This is a genomic window from Sphingomonas baiyangensis, assembly GCF_005144715.1.
Taxonomy (GTDB): Bacteria; Pseudomonadota; Alphaproteobacteria; order Sphingomonadales; family Sphingomonadaceae; genus Sphingomonas; species Sphingomonas baiyangensis.
In genome coordinates, this window is record NZ_SWKR01000001.1 from 126,823 (window position 1) to 141,550 (window position 14,728).

The 14,728-nt window shown below is 69.0% G+C and carries 15 protein-coding genes and 1 pseudogene; 7 read left to right on the forward strand and 9 right to left on the reverse strand.

Going from position 1 to position 14,728, the window contains the following annotated elements; all coding sequences use genetic code 11:
* The first annotated feature begins 8 nt into the window (after positions 1-8).
* Positions 9-1,223 (forward strand): MFS transporter, encoded by a 1,215-nt coding sequence (locus FBR43_RS00560; RefSeq protein ID WP_136941304.1) that lies wholly within the window; start codon positions 9-11, stop codon positions 1,221-1,223.
* Between the two features lie 3 nt (positions 1,224-1,226).
* On the opposite strand, the gene nusB is transcribed toward FBR43_RS00560, so the two are convergent.
* From nusB to hisG, 3 genes are read right to left on the reverse strand one after another with little or no spacing between them, the layout of a single operon-like run.
* Complete coding sequence (gene nusB / locus FBR43_RS00565) at positions 1,227-1,688, reverse strand: transcription antitermination factor NusB (RefSeq protein ID WP_136941305.1); 462 nt, start codon at positions 1,686-1,688, stop codon at positions 1,227-1,229.
* A gap of 17 nt (positions 1,689-1,705) precedes the next feature.
* Complete coding sequence (gene hisD / locus FBR43_RS00570) at positions 1,706-2,995, reverse strand: histidinol dehydrogenase (RefSeq protein WP_136941306.1); 1,290 nt, start codon at positions 2,993-2,995, stop codon at positions 1,706-1,708.
* Complete coding sequence (gene hisG, locus FBR43_RS00575; protein WP_136941307.1) at positions 2,992-3,657, reverse strand: ATP phosphoribosyltransferase; 666 nt, start codon at positions 3,655-3,657, stop codon at positions 2,992-2,994. Before hisG ends, hisD begins: the two co-directional genes overlap by 4 nt.
* Positions 3,658-3,784: 127 nt before the next feature.
* Here hisG and FBR43_RS00580 point away from each other — a divergent pair.
* A pseudogene (locus FBR43_RS00580) lies at positions 3,785-4,754 on the forward strand (DUF2332 domain-containing protein).
* On the opposite strand, the gene FBR43_RS00585 reads toward FBR43_RS00580, so the two are convergent.
* The gene (locus FBR43_RS00585) at positions 4,751-5,497 is read right to left on the reverse strand and encodes a sulfite exporter TauE/SafE family protein (RefSeq protein ID WP_136941308.1); all 747 of its coding nucleotides are present in this window, start codon (positions 5,495-5,497) and stop codon (positions 4,751-4,753) included. The pseudogene FBR43_RS00580 and the gene FBR43_RS00585 overlap by 4 nt on opposite strands.
* Positions 5,494-5,889 (reverse strand): hypothetical protein, encoded by a 396-nt coding sequence (locus FBR43_RS00590; RefSeq protein ID WP_136941309.1) that lies wholly within the window; start codon positions 5,887-5,889, stop codon positions 5,494-5,496. Before FBR43_RS00590 ends, FBR43_RS00585 begins: the two co-directional genes overlap by 4 nt.
* Before the next feature lie 850 nt (positions 5,890-6,739).
* On the opposite strand from FBR43_RS00590, the gene FBR43_RS00595 reads away from it, so the two are divergent.
* Positions 6,740-7,792, forward strand: a complete 1,053-nt coding sequence (locus FBR43_RS00595; protein ID WP_136941310.1) for a hypothetical protein — start codon at positions 6,740-6,742, stop codon at positions 7,790-7,792.
* A gap of 40 nt (positions 7,793-7,832) precedes the next feature.
* On the opposite strand, the gene FBR43_RS00600 is transcribed toward FBR43_RS00595, so the two are convergent.
* The 4 genes from FBR43_RS00600 to FBR43_RS00615 form a co-directional block, all read right to left on the reverse strand.
* Positions 7,833-8,762 (reverse strand): electron transfer flavoprotein subunit alpha/FixB family protein, encoded by a 930-nt coding sequence (locus tag FBR43_RS00600; RefSeq protein ID WP_136941311.1) that lies wholly within the window; start codon positions 8,760-8,762, stop codon positions 7,833-7,835.
* Complete coding sequence (locus FBR43_RS00605) at positions 8,759-9,508, reverse strand: electron transfer flavoprotein subunit beta/FixA family protein (protein WP_136941312.1); 750 nt, start codon at positions 9,506-9,508, stop codon at positions 8,759-8,761. Before FBR43_RS00605 ends, FBR43_RS00600 begins: the two co-directional genes overlap by 4 nt.
* Positions 9,509-9,696: 188 nt before the next feature.
* On the reverse strand, positions 9,697-10,896 hold the full coding sequence (sucC, locus tag FBR43_RS00610; RefSeq protein WP_136941313.1) for an ADP-forming succinate--CoA ligase subunit beta: 1,200 nt from the start codon (positions 10,894-10,896) through the stop codon (positions 9,697-9,699).
* Between the two features lie 127 nt (positions 10,897-11,023).
* Positions 11,024-11,341 (reverse strand): hypothetical protein, encoded by a 318-nt coding sequence (locus FBR43_RS00615; protein WP_136941314.1) that lies wholly within the window; start codon positions 11,339-11,341, stop codon positions 11,024-11,026.
* A gap of 127 nt (positions 11,342-11,468) precedes the next feature.
* Between FBR43_RS00615 and FBR43_RS00620 the strand changes: the two genes are divergently transcribed.
* The 4 genes from FBR43_RS00620 to FBR43_RS16005 all read left to right on the forward strand — a co-directional run bounded on the left by FBR43_RS00620 (position 11,469) and on the right by FBR43_RS16005 (position 14,726).
* The gene (locus FBR43_RS00620; protein WP_136941315.1) at positions 11,469-12,461 is read left to right on the forward strand and encodes an SPFH domain-containing protein; all 993 of its coding nucleotides are present in this window, start codon (positions 11,469-11,471) and stop codon (positions 12,459-12,461) included.
* A gap of 138 nt (positions 12,462-12,599) precedes the next feature.
* Complete coding sequence (locus tag FBR43_RS00625; RefSeq protein ID WP_136941316.1) at positions 12,600-13,262, forward strand: DUF4178 domain-containing protein; 663 nt, start codon at positions 12,600-12,602, stop codon at positions 13,260-13,262.
* A complete protein-coding gene (locus FBR43_RS00630; protein ID WP_136941317.1) occupies positions 13,255-14,574 on the forward strand; it encodes a DUF4178 domain-containing protein in 1,320 nt (439 codons plus the stop codon). The genes FBR43_RS00625 and FBR43_RS00630 overlap by 8 nt, the downstream gene beginning before the upstream one ends.
* Entirely contained in the window at positions 14,574-14,726 is a 153-nt protein-coding gene (locus FBR43_RS16005) for a hypothetical protein (protein ID WP_169542418.1), read from the forward strand. Before FBR43_RS00630 ends, FBR43_RS16005 begins: the two co-directional genes overlap by 1 nt.
* Positions 14,727-14,728: the final 2 nt, after the last annotated feature.

Here is a 14,728-nt window from a genome sequence, read left to right on the forward strand (position 1 = left end):
CGCTGGCGATGGCCGCCACCACCTTCTCGCCGCTGCGCCAGCGATTGTTCGCGATGCTGCTGGCGGCAAGCCTCGTCACGCATCTCGGCAACGCCGCGCAGGCCGTGGGCGCGCAATGGGCGATGACGGCGGCGGGCCAGGGCGCCGACGTGATCGCGCTGGTGCAGAGCGCCACCAACCTGCCGATCATGTTGCTGGCGCTGCCTGCCGGCGCGATGGCCGATCTGTTCGACCGACGTGCTGTGCTGATCGCGGCGGCATCGGCGATGTTCGTGTTGTCGGGCCTGTTGATGGCGGTCACCGCCGCCGGTGCCGCAGGGCCGGCGGCGATCATCGCGCTGACGGCGTTGCTCGCCTGCGGTATCGCGTGCTTCGGCCCGGCGATGGCGGCATCGATCGGCGGCGTGGTGCCGCGTGCCGAGCTTGCCGCAGCGGTCGCGCTCAACATCTTGGCGTTCAACGTCGCGCGCAGCGTCGGCCCGGCACTCGGCGGCGGCATCGTGGCAATCGGTGGCGCGCAGGCGGCGTTCGCGGCGAGTGCGGTGGCCTATCTGGTCGCTGTGGCGATGCTGCGACGTAGCCCTTCGCAAGCGCTGCCTGTCGCCGCCCCGCGCCGCTCGATCGGCGCAACGATTCTCGAAGGCCTGCGCTACGCCGCGAAATCACCGCCGATCCGCACGATCAGCGTGCGCGCGCTCAGCTTCACGCTTACCGGCTGCGCCGCATGGGCATTGATGCCACTGGTCGCACGCGACATGCTTGATGCCGGATCGATCGCGTTCGGCCTGCTGCTCGGCGCGCTGGGCCTGGGCGCGGTGCTGGGCGCGGCCAGCAGCACCGCGCTGCGCGCGCGCTTTTCGAGCGAGGCGCTCGTGCGCGCGGCGGGCATCGTCTATGGCGCCGCGATCATCGGCACGGCGCTGGCGCCCGGCCTGCCGGCGATGTTGACGCTGCTCGTAATTGCGGGCGCCGCATGGGTGCAGGCGCTGTCGGGCTTCGCGGTCGCAGGGCAGCTATGGGCGCCGCGCCCGCTGGTGGGGCGCGTCACCGCGCTGGTCAGCAGCCTCACCTTCGGCGGCATCGCGCTGGGAAGCTGGGCATGGGGTCATTTCGCCGAAGCCCAGGGCGTCGCGGCGGCGCTGATCGCATCGGGCGCGGCGATGATATTGCTGCCGCTGATCGGGCTGGTGTTGCCGATGCCAAGCGGCGCACCCGCCGACTGACGCTCAGCTACGCAGATCCTTCGCCACTGCGTCGAGCAGGCCGTTGACGAAGCCCTTCTCGCGCCGTTCGTAAAAGGCATCGGTCACGTCGAGATATTCGTTGATGACCGCGCCTACGGGCACATCCTGCCGCGCCAGCAGTTCGTAAGTGCCCGCGCGCAGAATCTGGCGCATCGGCTTGTCGAGCCGGTCGAGGCTCCAGCCGGTGGCAAGGCGCGCGGCGATCGCGGCGTCGACCTCGTCGCGGCGCGCGGTGACACCCTTCACCAGATCGTCGAAGAACATCACATCGGCGTCGTGATATTCCGCATCCTCGATCGTCGCGCCCAGTCGGTGCTGGTGGAACTCGTGCAGCAGCGCGGGGATGGCGGTGCCTTCCATCTCGTGCTGGTACAGCGCCTGCACGGCAGCAAGGCGGGCGGCTGCACGCGCCTGCGTGCGGGACTTGGCTTTGGAACTGGGCATTGCAGTCTTTCTATGGTTCAGCGGCCGAGCCGCAGCGCGACCGACAGCGCGTGCGCGGGCAGCCCCTCGGCAGTGGCGAGCGTCACCGCCGCCGGGCCGATCGCCGCGAGGCCATCGGCATCGCACGACAGGAAACTGGTGCGCTTCATGAAATCGAGCACCGACAGCCCGCTGGCGAAGCGCGCGCGCCGGCCGGTGGGGAGCACATGGTTGGGCCCGGCGACGTAATCACCGACCGCCTCGGGCGTGTGCCGCCCCAGGAACACCGATCCGGCGTGGCGCACCTGATCGAACAGCGGCTGCGGATCGGCTACGGCGAGTTCCAGATGCTCGGGCGCGAGGCGGTTGACCAGCGGCATCGCCTCGTCGAGCGTCGGCACGACGATGATCGCGCCATTGGCATCCCATGCCGCACGCGCCACCTGCGCCGTCGCCAGTGTGCCGATCGCGCGATCGACGGCATCGGCCACGGCATCGGCGAAGCCCGCATCGTCGGTAAACAGGATCGACTGGCTGGTGGGATCATGTTCGGACTGGCCGAGCAGATCGGCGGCGATCCATTCGGCGTCGCAATCGCGGTCGGCGACCACCACGATCTCGCTCGGCCCCGCCACCATGTCGATGCCCACCACGCCATAGAGCTGGCGCTTGGCCTCGGCGACCCAGGCGTTGCCGGGGCCGCAGATGACGTCGACGGCGCGGATGCGATCGGTGCCATAGGCGAGCGCGGCTACCGCCTGCGCGCCACCAACGCGCCAGATCTCGTCGATTCCCACCAGCGCGGCGGCGGCGAGCACCAGCGGATTGACGACGCCGCCGGGCGTGGGCGTCACCATCACCAGCCGCTCGACGCCTGCCACCTTCGCCGGAATCGCGTTCATCAACAGCGACGATGGGTACGCCGCGCGCCCGCCGGGCACGTACAGCCCCGCCGCATCGACCGCCCGCCAGCGCGCGCCGGTGCGCACGCCGTGCGCGTCGGTCATCGCCATGTCCTCGGGCCGCTGCTTCTCGTGATAGGCCGTGATGCGATCGCGCGCGAGCTCGAGCGCGGCGCGCAGTTCGGGATCGAGCGCGGCGAGCGCCGCTTCGCAATCGGCACGCTCGATGCGCCAGCCGCTGTCATTCAGGTCATGGCCGTCGAACTTCTGCGTGAAGGCGTGCAGCGCGGCATCGCCCTCACGCCGCACGCTGCCGACGATCATCGCGACGTCGCGCGAGACATCGGCATCGGCCTCGCGCCGGTCGTTCACCAGCGCATCGAAGGCGTGGGCGAAACCGGCGGCGGTGGAATCTAGACGGATCACGCCGCCTGCTCCATGCCCGCCACCGCGCGCCGGAACGCGTCGACCAACGGGACCACGGCCGCACGCGTCTTGAACGCTGCGCGGTTGACGATGAGGCGCGACGAGACTTCGGCGATGGTCTCGACCTCGACCAGCCCGTTCTCGCGCAACGTGCGCCCCGACGATACGAGATCGACGATGCGTGGCGCCAGCCCCAGCACCGGCGCCAGTTCCATCGCGCCGTTCAGCTTGACGCATTCGGCCTGCACGCCGCGCGCTTCGAAATGGCGGCGCGTGATGTGCGGATATTTGGTCGCGACGCGCACATGACTCCAGCCGCGCGGATCGTCGCCGGCAGCCATGTCGGCGGGCTCGGCTACCGAGATTCGGCAATGGCCGATGCCCAGATCGACTGGCGCGTAGAGCTCCGAATAGGCGAATTCGGCAAGCACGTCGGAACCGACGATGCCGAGCTGCGCCGCGCCATGCGCGACGAAAGTCGCGACGTCGAAGGCGCGCACGCGGATGAGATCAATGTCGGCGCGGTTGGTCGCGAAGCGCAGCGCCCGGCTGTCCTCGTCCGAAAATGCCGGCTCGGGCACGATGCCGGCTGCCGCCAGCAGCGGCAACGCCTCGGCCAGGATGCGCCCCTTGGGGACGGCGAGGATGATCGGGTCTGTCATGCGATGCGGCGCTTTACTTGGGGCGTCGCGGCGGCGCAACAAGGGCCGCGAGACGGTATCGGGAGGAAGCATAACTAAGGCGGCGATCCGCGCAGCGTTCGAGACGCAGGCCGCGTTCTGCATGCGCATGGACGCGCCGGTGACCGCGCGTGTGTGCGCGGCGCTTGCCCAGGCGCTTGACGGGGATACGCAGACCGGCCGCCGCGTGCTGGGGTGGTCGGGCGCGCCGATCGAGGATGCGCTGCCGCTGCGGCTGGTGGGTGGGCTCAACGCGCTCGCACAGGCGGGTGACGCCGATGCGGTCGAAGCCTTTGCGCGCGAAAGCGACGCCGCGGCGACGCGGGCGGCACTGGCGCGCGCGATCGCGCGGCACGATGCCGCGCTGCTGGGCTGGCTCGACGGTCCGCCGCAGACCAACGAAGCCGGGCGCGCGGCGCCGCTGATGCTGGGGCTGATGGCAGTCGCGCGCCAGTTCGGGCAGCCGATCGAGATATTCGAGATCGGATCGAGCGCAGGCTTCAACCTGCTGATCGACCGCTTCGGCTTCGACCTGGGCGGGACATTGGTAGGCGACCAAGCCTCTCGCGTGCAGGTTGCGCCGGCATGGCACGGCCCCCCGCCAGCGCCTGCCGGTGCGCGTATCTCCTCGACCGCCGGTGTCGATATCGCACCGATCGACGCCACCGATCCCGCGCAGGCGGCGCGGTTGCGCGGCTATGTCTGGTCCGATGCGCCCGAGCGGCTGGCACGCATGCATCGCGATGCTGCGCGAGCGCCCCGTCGCGCTCGCCTGTGGCGATGCGGCGGATTGGGTTGAAGCACGGCTCGCCGTGCCGCAAGCCGCCGGGCAGACGCGCGTTCTGATGCATTCGGTCGTATGGCAATATCTGGGTGCCGAGCGGCAGACGCGTATCGACGCCGCGATGGTGGCGGCAGGCGCGCGCGCCACTGCCGAGCGCCCGCTCGCATGGGTGCGGATGGAGCCCAACCGCGATCTCGCGCGGCATGAAGTCACGATACGCTGCTGGCCGGGGGCCGAAACGCCGGCGCTGCTCGCGCATACGCATCCGCACGGTACGTGGATCGAGGCCGCCTAGGCGAGCCCGTCCCACAGCAACTTGGCACCCACCAGCACCATCAGCACATAAATGGCGGCATAGAAGCGTTCGGGGGCCACGCGGCGTACCAGCCACACACCGGCAACGGTGGAGGCGATCGCGACCGGCATCAACGCCGCCGCGGTCGCCAGATTCTCGCGCGTGAACTGGCCGAGCGCCCAATAAGCGGGCAGCTTCGCCCAGTTGACGATCGCGAAGAAGATTGCGGTGGTGCCCACCAGCACGTCGCGCGGCAGACCCTGCGGCAGCACCCATAGCTGGAACGGCGGCTGGCCCGCGTGCGCGATATGGCTGGTGAAGCCCGATGCGACGCCCGCCACCGCGCCCATCCATCCCGGCGCATGTGCCGCGACGGGCACGCCGCGTCGCAAAATGGCGAGGCGGTACAGCCCGAACGCGAGCGATATCGCGCCCACCGCCGCCAGCACCCCGCGCGGCTGCACGCTCGCGGCGAAATACCAGCCGAGCGCGATGCCCAGACCCGCGCCAGGCAGCGTCCATGCGAGCACGCGGCCGTTCCACGTCCGCCGGAACGCCCATACGCTCACCACATCCTGCACGATGAGGATCGGCAGCAGGATCGCGGCGGCCTGCACCGGCGAGATGATGAAGGCGAGCGCCGGCAGCGACAGCGCACCGACGCCCGAAAAGCCGCCCTTGGCCAGCCCGAGCAGAATCACCGCCGGCACCGCGACGGCGTAGAAGACCGGATCGGCGATCAGCGGTCGGCTATCCGCGCAAGGCTGGCGGCGATGCGCAGCAGCATGAGGAGCGCGGCGGCCGCGAAGCCTGCAAGCGCCATCACCGCATAGGTCAGCGCCTCGAGCCAGCGCGCCGTCTCGCGATCGGCTGCCGCCTGGCCAGCCGATACGAGCGCCGCGTCAAGTGGCGGCGCAGGGGCCATGTCCTCGCCCGGTGCATCGGGGAAGCGCGGTTCCGGCTCGATCCGATCGGGCGCGGCGGCTTCGATCGCGATACGCTCGCCGGGCGGCGGCACACCCGGCGCGGTCTCGGCGACCTGCGCGATCGCGCCGATCAGTGCCAGCGTCGCGCTGCCGCTCAGCACGAGCAGCGCGATGCGGCCGAGGAAATCGAGCAGTTTCACTTCCATCATCTAGGATGCGCACGCGCAGATGGAATACGCTGCGGCCACTCAGGGTTGCGCGTCGCGGCTGCCCGCGTAGGTTGCCGGCAGTTGCGAGGGGGCGGAAAACCGATGGACGAACAAACGGCGGGGCCAGCACGCGGAATGCTGCCGCCGCTCCGCGCGCGCGCGTTGCAGGCCTATGGCGTCGTGTGGGCAACGGCGATGCTGCTGGCGCTCGCGGTGATCGGCATGGGCACCGCGCAGGGCTACGCCAAGCATGAATATGACTGGCTGAATTACGGCCTCGGCGTCGACGAGGACGGCCGCGTCGTTCAGGCGATCCTCGGCGACGAAGCGCGCGCGAGCGGCCTAGCGCCGGGCGACGCCGTCCTCGCGGTCGATGGCGTGCCCATCGAACGGATCGGCTTCAGCGTCGAGGCGCAGAGCCGCGCGCTAGCCCGGCCCGATGGCGCGCCGATGACGCTCACCGTGCGCGGCGGCGCCGGTAGCACGCGCTCGGTCCGCCTCACGCGCGATGCGCGCAACACCGCCTTGTGGGAACAGGGCCGCCGGCTCGAGGCCACCACGACGGCGCTGATCGTGCTCGCACTGCTCGTTGCCGCGATCCTGCTGTTCCGACGGCGCCGCGAGCCGGTGCCTGCGATCCTCGCGCTGTCGTTCGCGCTGCTGGCCGCAACCGCAACCAACGAGTTCTGGCGCGCGGGCGCTACCGGCGCCAGCATGGCATTGTACCTGACGCTCGCGGGGCGTTGGTTTCGCGCTGATGGTCCTCGGGCTGCTCGCCTTCCCCGACGGCCGTCTCGCGACGCGCACCGGACGCGCCATCGCCATCGCAGCGGCACTGTGGGCGGCAGTGGTGCCGTTGCTGCCGCTCGATCTCACTCGGCTCGTCTGGCCGCTGGGGCTGGCAGCGCTGCTCGGCGCGGTGGGCGTGCGGCAGGTATCGCGCTACTGGCGCATGCCGCCGGGCACGGTGCGCCAGCAGGTGCGCTGGGCGACCTTCGGCTTCGTCTGCGGCATCCTGTTCTTCATCGTGTCGATGCTGTCGGGTCTGTTCGCCGATGCGCTGGGTAGCGACCTGCTGTTCCCGCTCATGGTCGCCTCGGCGATCGCCTCGCTGCTCGCGGTGCTCGCGATCGTCGCCGGACTGCTGCTCTCGCTGCTGCGCTACCGACTCTACGATGCCGATGCGGTGATCGGCCGTTCGGCGGCCTATGGCGTGCTGACGCTGGGCTTCGTCGCGGTGTTCGCTGCCGGGGAAAAGGCGATCGAGGCGCTGGCCGAGGCGTATCTCGGCGGCTCGCTGGGTGCGACCGCAGGCGGAATAGCGGCGGCGCTGGCGGCAGTGGTGGTCGTGCCGCTGCACGAGCGCGTTGGCGCATGGGCCGAGCGGCGCTTCCAGAAGCACTTGCTCGCGCTTCGTCACGATCTGCCGCATCTGGTGGGCGACCTGCGCGAGACGGTGGGCGCCGGGCGCATCGCCGATGCGGCGGTTACCGCTGCAATGGCGGGCGTGCAGGCCAGTCGCGCCGCGATTCTGGCAGGCGATACAGTGCTCGCCGCGCATGGCGCATTGCCCGATGCCGTGGCTTCCTGGGCGCATGGCCGCGAAATTGCCGCCGAACCCGTGGCCAACGCGCAGCGCGATCCCCTCTTCCCCATGCGCGTGCCGCTCGCGAGCGAGGCGATCGGTCAGATCGGCTGGCTGCTGCTCGGCCCGCGCCCCGACGGCAGCCTCTATGGCCGCGACGAGCGCGAGGCGCCGGTCGAGATCGCCGCTCCCGTCGCACGCGCGATCGAGATCGCCCGCGTGCGCGAAGCCCGCGACCGGGCGCTCAACGACCGGATCGCCGCGCTCGAGGCACTGGTTATGCCCGCGCCGCGACGTGATCGCGCCGCGAGCGGCTGAACGCGCGGGATGCGGTGCTGCCCGCATCCCGCATGAAGCGTCAGAGCTTCTCCGTCAGCTCGGGCACGACCTTGAACAGATCGCCCACCAGGCCGATGTCGGCGACCTGGAAGATCGGCGCGTCCTCGTCCTTGTTGATCGCGACGATCGTTTTCGAGTCCTTCATGCCCGCCAGATGCTGGATCGCGCCCGAGATGCCGACCGCGATATAGACTTCGGGCGCCACGATCTTGCCCGTCTGACCGACCTGATAGTCGTTGGGTGCGTAGCCCGCATCGACCGCCGCGCGCGACGCGCCTACCGCCGCGCCGAGCTTGTCGGCAAGCGGATCGATCAGCGCGTGGAACTGCTCGTCCGATCCGAGCGCGCGACCGCCCGAAACGATGATCTTGGCGCTCGTCAGCTCGGGCCGCTCGGATGCGGCGATCTCGGCGCCGACGAACTGCGACAGGCCCTTGTCGCCCGTCGCGCTCACCGCCTCGATCGCGGCCGATCCGCCTTCGGCCGCAGCCTTTTCGAACGCCGTGCCGCGCACCGTCAGCACCTTCTTGGCGTCCGACGACTTTACCGTTGCGATGGCGTTGCCGGCATAGATCGGCCGCGTGAAGGTGTCGTCGCTCTCGACCGAGAGGATTTCGGACACCTGCATCACGTCGAGCAGCGCCGCCACGCGCGGGGCGATGTTCTTGCCCGTGGTGGTGGCGGGGGCGAGGAAGGCGTCGTGATGGCCCATCAGCTCGACCACCAGCGGCGCGACATTCTCGGCCAGCGCATGGCCATAGGCGGCATCGTCGGCGACGTGCACCTTGCCCACGCCGGCGATCTTCGCGGCCGCTTCGGCAACGCCGCCCACATTCGCGCCGGCGACCAGCAGATGCACTTCGCCCAGCTTGCCGGCGGCGGTCACCGTCGCCAGCGTTGCGTCCTTGACGGCGCTGCCGTCATGCTCGACCCAGACAAGCGTCTTCACTTGGCAACTCCCATCGCCTTGAGCTTCGTGACCAGTTCGTCGACGTCGGCGACCTTGGCGCCCGCCTGGCGCTTCGCGGGCTCGGCGACCGAGACGATGGTGAGGCGCGGCGCGGTATCGACGCCGTAATCGGCGGGCGTCTTCTGCGCGAGCGGCTTCGACTTGGCCTTCATGATGTTGGGCAGGCTGGCATAGCGCGGCTCGTTGAGGCGCAGGTCGGTGGTGACGATCGCCGGCGTCGAGAGACTGACGGTCTCGAGCCCGCCATCGACCTCGCGCGTCACCTGCACCTTGTCGCCGTCGACCTCGATCTTGCTGGCGAAGGTGCCCTGCCCCCAGCCCGTGAGTGCCGCGAGCATCTGGCCGGTCTGATTGTTGTCATCGTCGATCGCCTGCTTGCCGAGGATCACCAGTCCCGGCGCTTCCTCGTCGCAGATCGCCTTTAAGAGCTTGGCGACGGCGAGCGGCTCGACCGGCCCTTCGGCGGTGACGAGGATGGCGCGGTCGGCGCCCATCGCGAGCGCCGTGCGCAGCGTTTCCTGCGCCTTGGCCTCGCCGATCGAGACCGCGACGATCTCGGTCGCGACGCCCTTTTCCTTCAGGCGGATCGCTTCCTCGACGGCGATCTCGTCGAACGGGTTCATGCTCATCTTGACGTTGGCCAGATCGACACCCGAGCCATCGGCCTTGACGCGCGGCTTGACGTTATAGTCGAGCACCCGCTTGACCGGGACGATTACCTTCACGTGCGGCTCCTTTCCATCCATCCGTCGTGTTTGCCGATACGGTATGCACCCGTTTCTGGCGATCGGCCGCGCTTTTCGCAAGGCCGGTATGGTTTGGCGCGCTTGCCCTAGGGTCAGGACCGGCGCCGATACGCAAAGGGCCCGGACGCTGCCGCCCGAGCCCCGCTCGCGAATCGCGCTGGCCGGGCTCAGGCGGCGTTCTTGACCTCGGCGACGATCTTCTTGGCGGCATCGCCCAGATCGTTGGCGGGCACGATCGCCAGCCCCGAATTGGCGAGGATCGCCTTGCCTTCCTCCACATTCGTACCTTCGAGCCGAACGACGAGCGGCACCGAAAGGTTCACTTCCTTCGCGGCCGCGACGATGCCGTCGGCGATGATGTCGCAGCGCATGATGCCGCCGAAGATGTTGACGAGGATGCCCTTCACCGCCGGGTCCGACAGGATGATCTTGAACGCCGCCGTCACCTTCTCCTTGTTGGCGCCGCCGCCGACATCGAGGAAGTTGGCGGGGAACATGCCGTTCAATTTGATGATGTCCATCGTCGCCATGGCGAGGCCCGCGCCATTGACCATGCAGCCGATATCGCCATCAAGCTTGATATAGGCGAGGTCGTATTTCGACGCCTCGAGCTCCATCGCGTCTTCCTCGGTGGTGTCGCGGAGCTCCATCAGGTCCTTGCGGCGGAACATCGCGTTGCCGTCGAAGCCGACCTTGGCGTCGAGCACCATCAGCTTGCCATCGTCGGTCACGGCAAGCGGGTTGATCTCGATCTGCTCGGCGTCGGTGCCGAGAAACGCGTCATAGAGCTTCGACGCGACATTGGCCGCCTGCTTGGCGAGATCGCCGGTCAGCTCGAGCGCGGCGGCAACCGCGCGGCCGTGATGCGGCATGAAGCCCGTGGCGGGGTCGATGTCGATCGAGTGGATCTTCTCGGGCGTGTCGTGCGCCACGGTCTCGATATCCATGCCGCCCTCGGTCGAGGCGACCATCGAGACGCGGCCGGTAGCACGGTTGACCAGCAGTGCCAGATAGAATTCCTTGGCGATGTCGACGCCGTCGGTCACGTAAAGGCGGTTGACCTGCTTGCCGGCCTCGCCGGTCTGCACCGTCACCAGCGTATTGCCGAGCATCTCCTCGGCCGCGGCGCGCACTTCCTCGCTGGTGCGCGCCAGCCGCACGCCGCCCTTGGCATCGGGGCCGAGTTCCTTGAACTTGCCCTTGCCGCGCCCGCCGGCATGGATCTGCGCCTTCACGACATAGAGCGGTCCGGGCAGCTTGCCGGCAGCGGCGACGGCCTCGTCCACGCTCATCGCGGCATGACCGGCAGGCACGGGCACGCCGAACTTCGCCAGCAGTTCCTTGGCCTGATATTCGTGGATGTTCATGGGCGGCGATCCTTTGCGAAAAGCTGAGTGCGCGATTTTGCCGATCGCATAAGCACAGAGTGCCCGCCGAATCCACCCCGCACCGAACTGCGCCGACCGCAGGAAGCGATCCGCATTGCGATTGCGTCTAGCTCGCAATACCCGTCGCGCACAAAGCCGCCGAGCTCGCGGTCACGGCGAGGACCTCGGCATCGCCGACCCGCCGCACCAGCGCGACATAGTCGGCGAGCGACAGCTGCCCCAGCGTCTCGCGGTTCTGCCCCGACAACGCCTCGAGCCGCTGCAACTGCGACAGCGTCAGCCGGTCGACCATGCGCGAGGCCATGCAATCGGCGTTGCGCTCCGAAAGCCCGGCATCGATCAGCGCGCTGCGCACGCGCGGTTCGGCGATCTGCGAGCATCCCGCAAGCGCCACGAACGTCGTCAAGAAAAGGGTCCGCCGCATCGTCGCGCTCCTGCTGTCCGCGCGTACAAGCGCGCGATCGGCAACCGCGTTCCCGCGTCGCATTTCGGTTTTCAGTGTACCCCATGGCTGATACACTTGGCGTAATCACTGGAGGGACTATCGCGCCATGGGCATTCTCGACTTCCTCAAGAAGCAGTTCGTCGACGTCATCGACTGGGTCGAGGAGCCCGGCGACCTCGCGGTGCGCTATCCGATGGAGGATCGCGAGATCCAGAACGGCGCCGCGCTGACGGTGCGCGAGGGGCAGGTCGCCTTCTTCTACAATGAAGGCCGGATGGCCGACGCCTTCGGGCCGGGCCAGCACACGCTCGAAACCGCCAACCTGCCGCTGCTCACCGCGTTGCAGAATTGGGACAAGGGCTTCCAGTCGCCGTTCAAGGCCGATGTGCTGTTCTTCAGCCAGAAGGAGCAGGCGGGGCTGAAATGGGGCACCGCGCAGCCGGTTACGGTGCGCGACAAGGAGTTCGGCCCCTTACGCATCCGCGCGTTCGGCGGCTACAGCTTCCGTATCGAGGAGCCGCCGGTGTTCCAGGCCAAGCTGATGGGCACGCTCGAGCGCGTACGGGTCGAGGATGTCGAGCCGCAGCTCCGCTCGGCGATCGCGACGCAGCTGGCGACCTCGCTCGGGCGCAGCGAGTTCGGCTTCGTCGACATGGCCGCCGACCAGGCGGCGATGTCCGAGCGGCTTCGCGAGATGGTGCAGCCCGCCTTCACGCAGTGGGGCCTTTCGTGCCAGACCTTCTTCGTCGAGAGCCTGTCGCTGCCCGACGAGGTGCAGAAATATCTCGACAAGGCATCGTCGATGCGGGTGGTGGGCGATCTCGACCGCTTCGTGAAGTTCCAGAGCGGCGACGCGATCGAAAAGGCCGCGAGCCAGGACGGCGGGATCGCCGGCATGGGCGTGGGCGCGGGTGCCGGCATGGCGATGGGCCAGGCGATGGCCGGTGCGCTCGGTGGCGGTGGCGCATCGGCGGCCGCGCCGGCGAGCGAGGATGCCTATGGCCAGATCGAGAAGCTGCACAAGCTGCTGACGATCGGCGCGATCACGCAGGAGGATTTCGACGCCAAGAAGGCCGAGCTGCTCGGGCGGATACGCTGAGATGACTCCCCTCCCTGCAAGGGAGGGGTCGGGGGTGGGTCGCGTGCGCGCGAAACGGCAGCCGGGATACCCGTCCGCCGCCGTACCACCAGGACCCTACCCACCCCCATCCCCTCCCTTGCAGGGAGGGGGGCGGCAATGCTGACCGTCTCCTGCCCCAATTGCGGCGCGCCCGTCACGTTCCGCTCGGCGAGCCTGCCCAACCGCGTGTGTGACCAGTGCCGCTCGATGCTGGTGCGCAGCGACGATGGCGTGGGCATCGCCGGCGTGCAGGCGGCGCTGCCCTTCGACGTCAGCCCCATCCGGATGGGTACGCGCGGCCGTTTCGACGGCCGGGCCTTCGAGGTGATCGGCCGCGTGCGCTGGCGCTGGACTGACGGCAGCTGGAACGAATGGCTGTGCCTGTTCGGCGACGGCAGCCATGGCTGGCTGGGCGAGGCGATGGGCCAGTTCATGATGACGCACGAGCGTGCGCTCGACACGATCGACCCCGCCTGGCGCCTCAAGCTCACGCGCGACGCGCGCGTCGGCGACACGGTGATGCTCGACGGCGAGGAAATGACCATCGCCGATTCGCGCGAGGTGCTGTGCATCGCCGCCGAGGGCGAGCTGCCCTTCACCGCGCCGCCTGGCTGGCGCATCCATTCGACCGATCTGCGATCGGGCAGCGGCCGCCTCGCCAATGTGCAGCGCGATGGAAGCGAGGTGCATTTCTACGACGGCCGCTATGTGACGCTCGCCGAGCTCAAGCCCACCAACCTGCGCGCGATCGAAGGCTGGAAGGCGCCGGTCTATGGCTGAAGCCGACACGCTGAGCCCCCCCCAGGCCCCCGCCGCGACCGCGATCACCTGCCCTTCGTGCGGCGGCACCGTCGCGATCCGCGCGGCGGGTCACAGCGTCACAGTGGCGTGCGAATATTGCGCGAGCATTCTCGACGTCAGCGAGCCGGCGGTGAAGCTCGTCGTCGAGCATCACCGGCGCCGCGCCGCGCTCGACATTCCGCTCGGCACGCGCGGCACGCTCAAGGGCGTCGAGTGGGAAGTCGTCGGCTGGATGGCGCGCAGCGAGGGCGGCGCCTATCCGTGGGAAGAATATCTGCTGTTCAATCCCTATGAAGGCTATCGCTGGCTTATCTACAATCGCGGCGGCTGGAGCTTCGGCGAGCAGCTTACCGTGGTGCCCGGCGGCGGCTGGGGCGGCCTCGAGCTCGATGGCGCGCATTACAAGCATTTCTTCGCCGAGGGCACCGCGCAGGTCGATCGCGTGGTGGGCGAGTTCTACTGGCGCGTGAAGCAGGGTGATACCGTGCGCACCGACGACTGGGTGCGCCCCGGCTACATGCTCAGCCGCGAGGCCGACGACCGCGAGATCAGCTGGTCGCGCTCCGAATGGATCGACGCGAAGACCGTCGAGGCGGCGTTCGGCATTCGCACCGAGAGCGGGCCATGGCCGCCGCTGCCGCACCAGCCGAGCCCGCATGTCGCGTGGCTCAAACAGGCGCTGGTGATCGCCGGCATCGCCGCGCTCGCGATCATCGCCGCCGCGATGTTTGCCGGCGGGAGCCGCACACTGGCCGAGCAGACGCTGACGATCGCGCGCGACGGGAACGATCAGTCGGCAACGCTCGGCCCCATCACCCTGAGGCGCCCCTATCAGCCGGTATCGGTCCGCGCCGAAGTGCCAAGCCTCTCGAACGGCTGGGTCGACCTCGAATATACGCTGGTCGATCGCGCCACGCAGCGCGCGTTCAATACCTACAAGGCGGCCGAGCGCTATTCGGGGCGCGACAGCGACGGCGACTGGAGCGAGGGATCGCGGCGCACCACAGCCGATTTCGCCTCGGTGCCCGCCGGCACCTATGACCTGGTGGTCGACTACAAGGGAAACAACTGGCTGGGCGCGCAGAGCATCGGCGACTGGCGCAATGCCGCCTTCGCGCCCGAAATGCGCATCACCGTGACGAGCGGCGGCGCGCCGTTCGGCGTCGCGCTGCTGGCACTCATCCTCATCGGCGTGCCCGTGCTGTTCGGCGCGATCCGCCACGCCGCCTTCGAGCAGGCGCGCATGGGCGAGAGCGATTTCGCACCGACATCGAGCGAGGACGACGACTGATGCGCACCGGCACCTTCCTGTTCGCGCTCTACGCGATGGGCATCACCGGGCTGTTCATGCTGGCGACGGCCTATGCCTGGTCGCCCTTCGCCGATACGGGGCGCAGCGGCCCACGGCCCGCCGGCGTGTTCATCGGCCCGACGCACAAATAAGG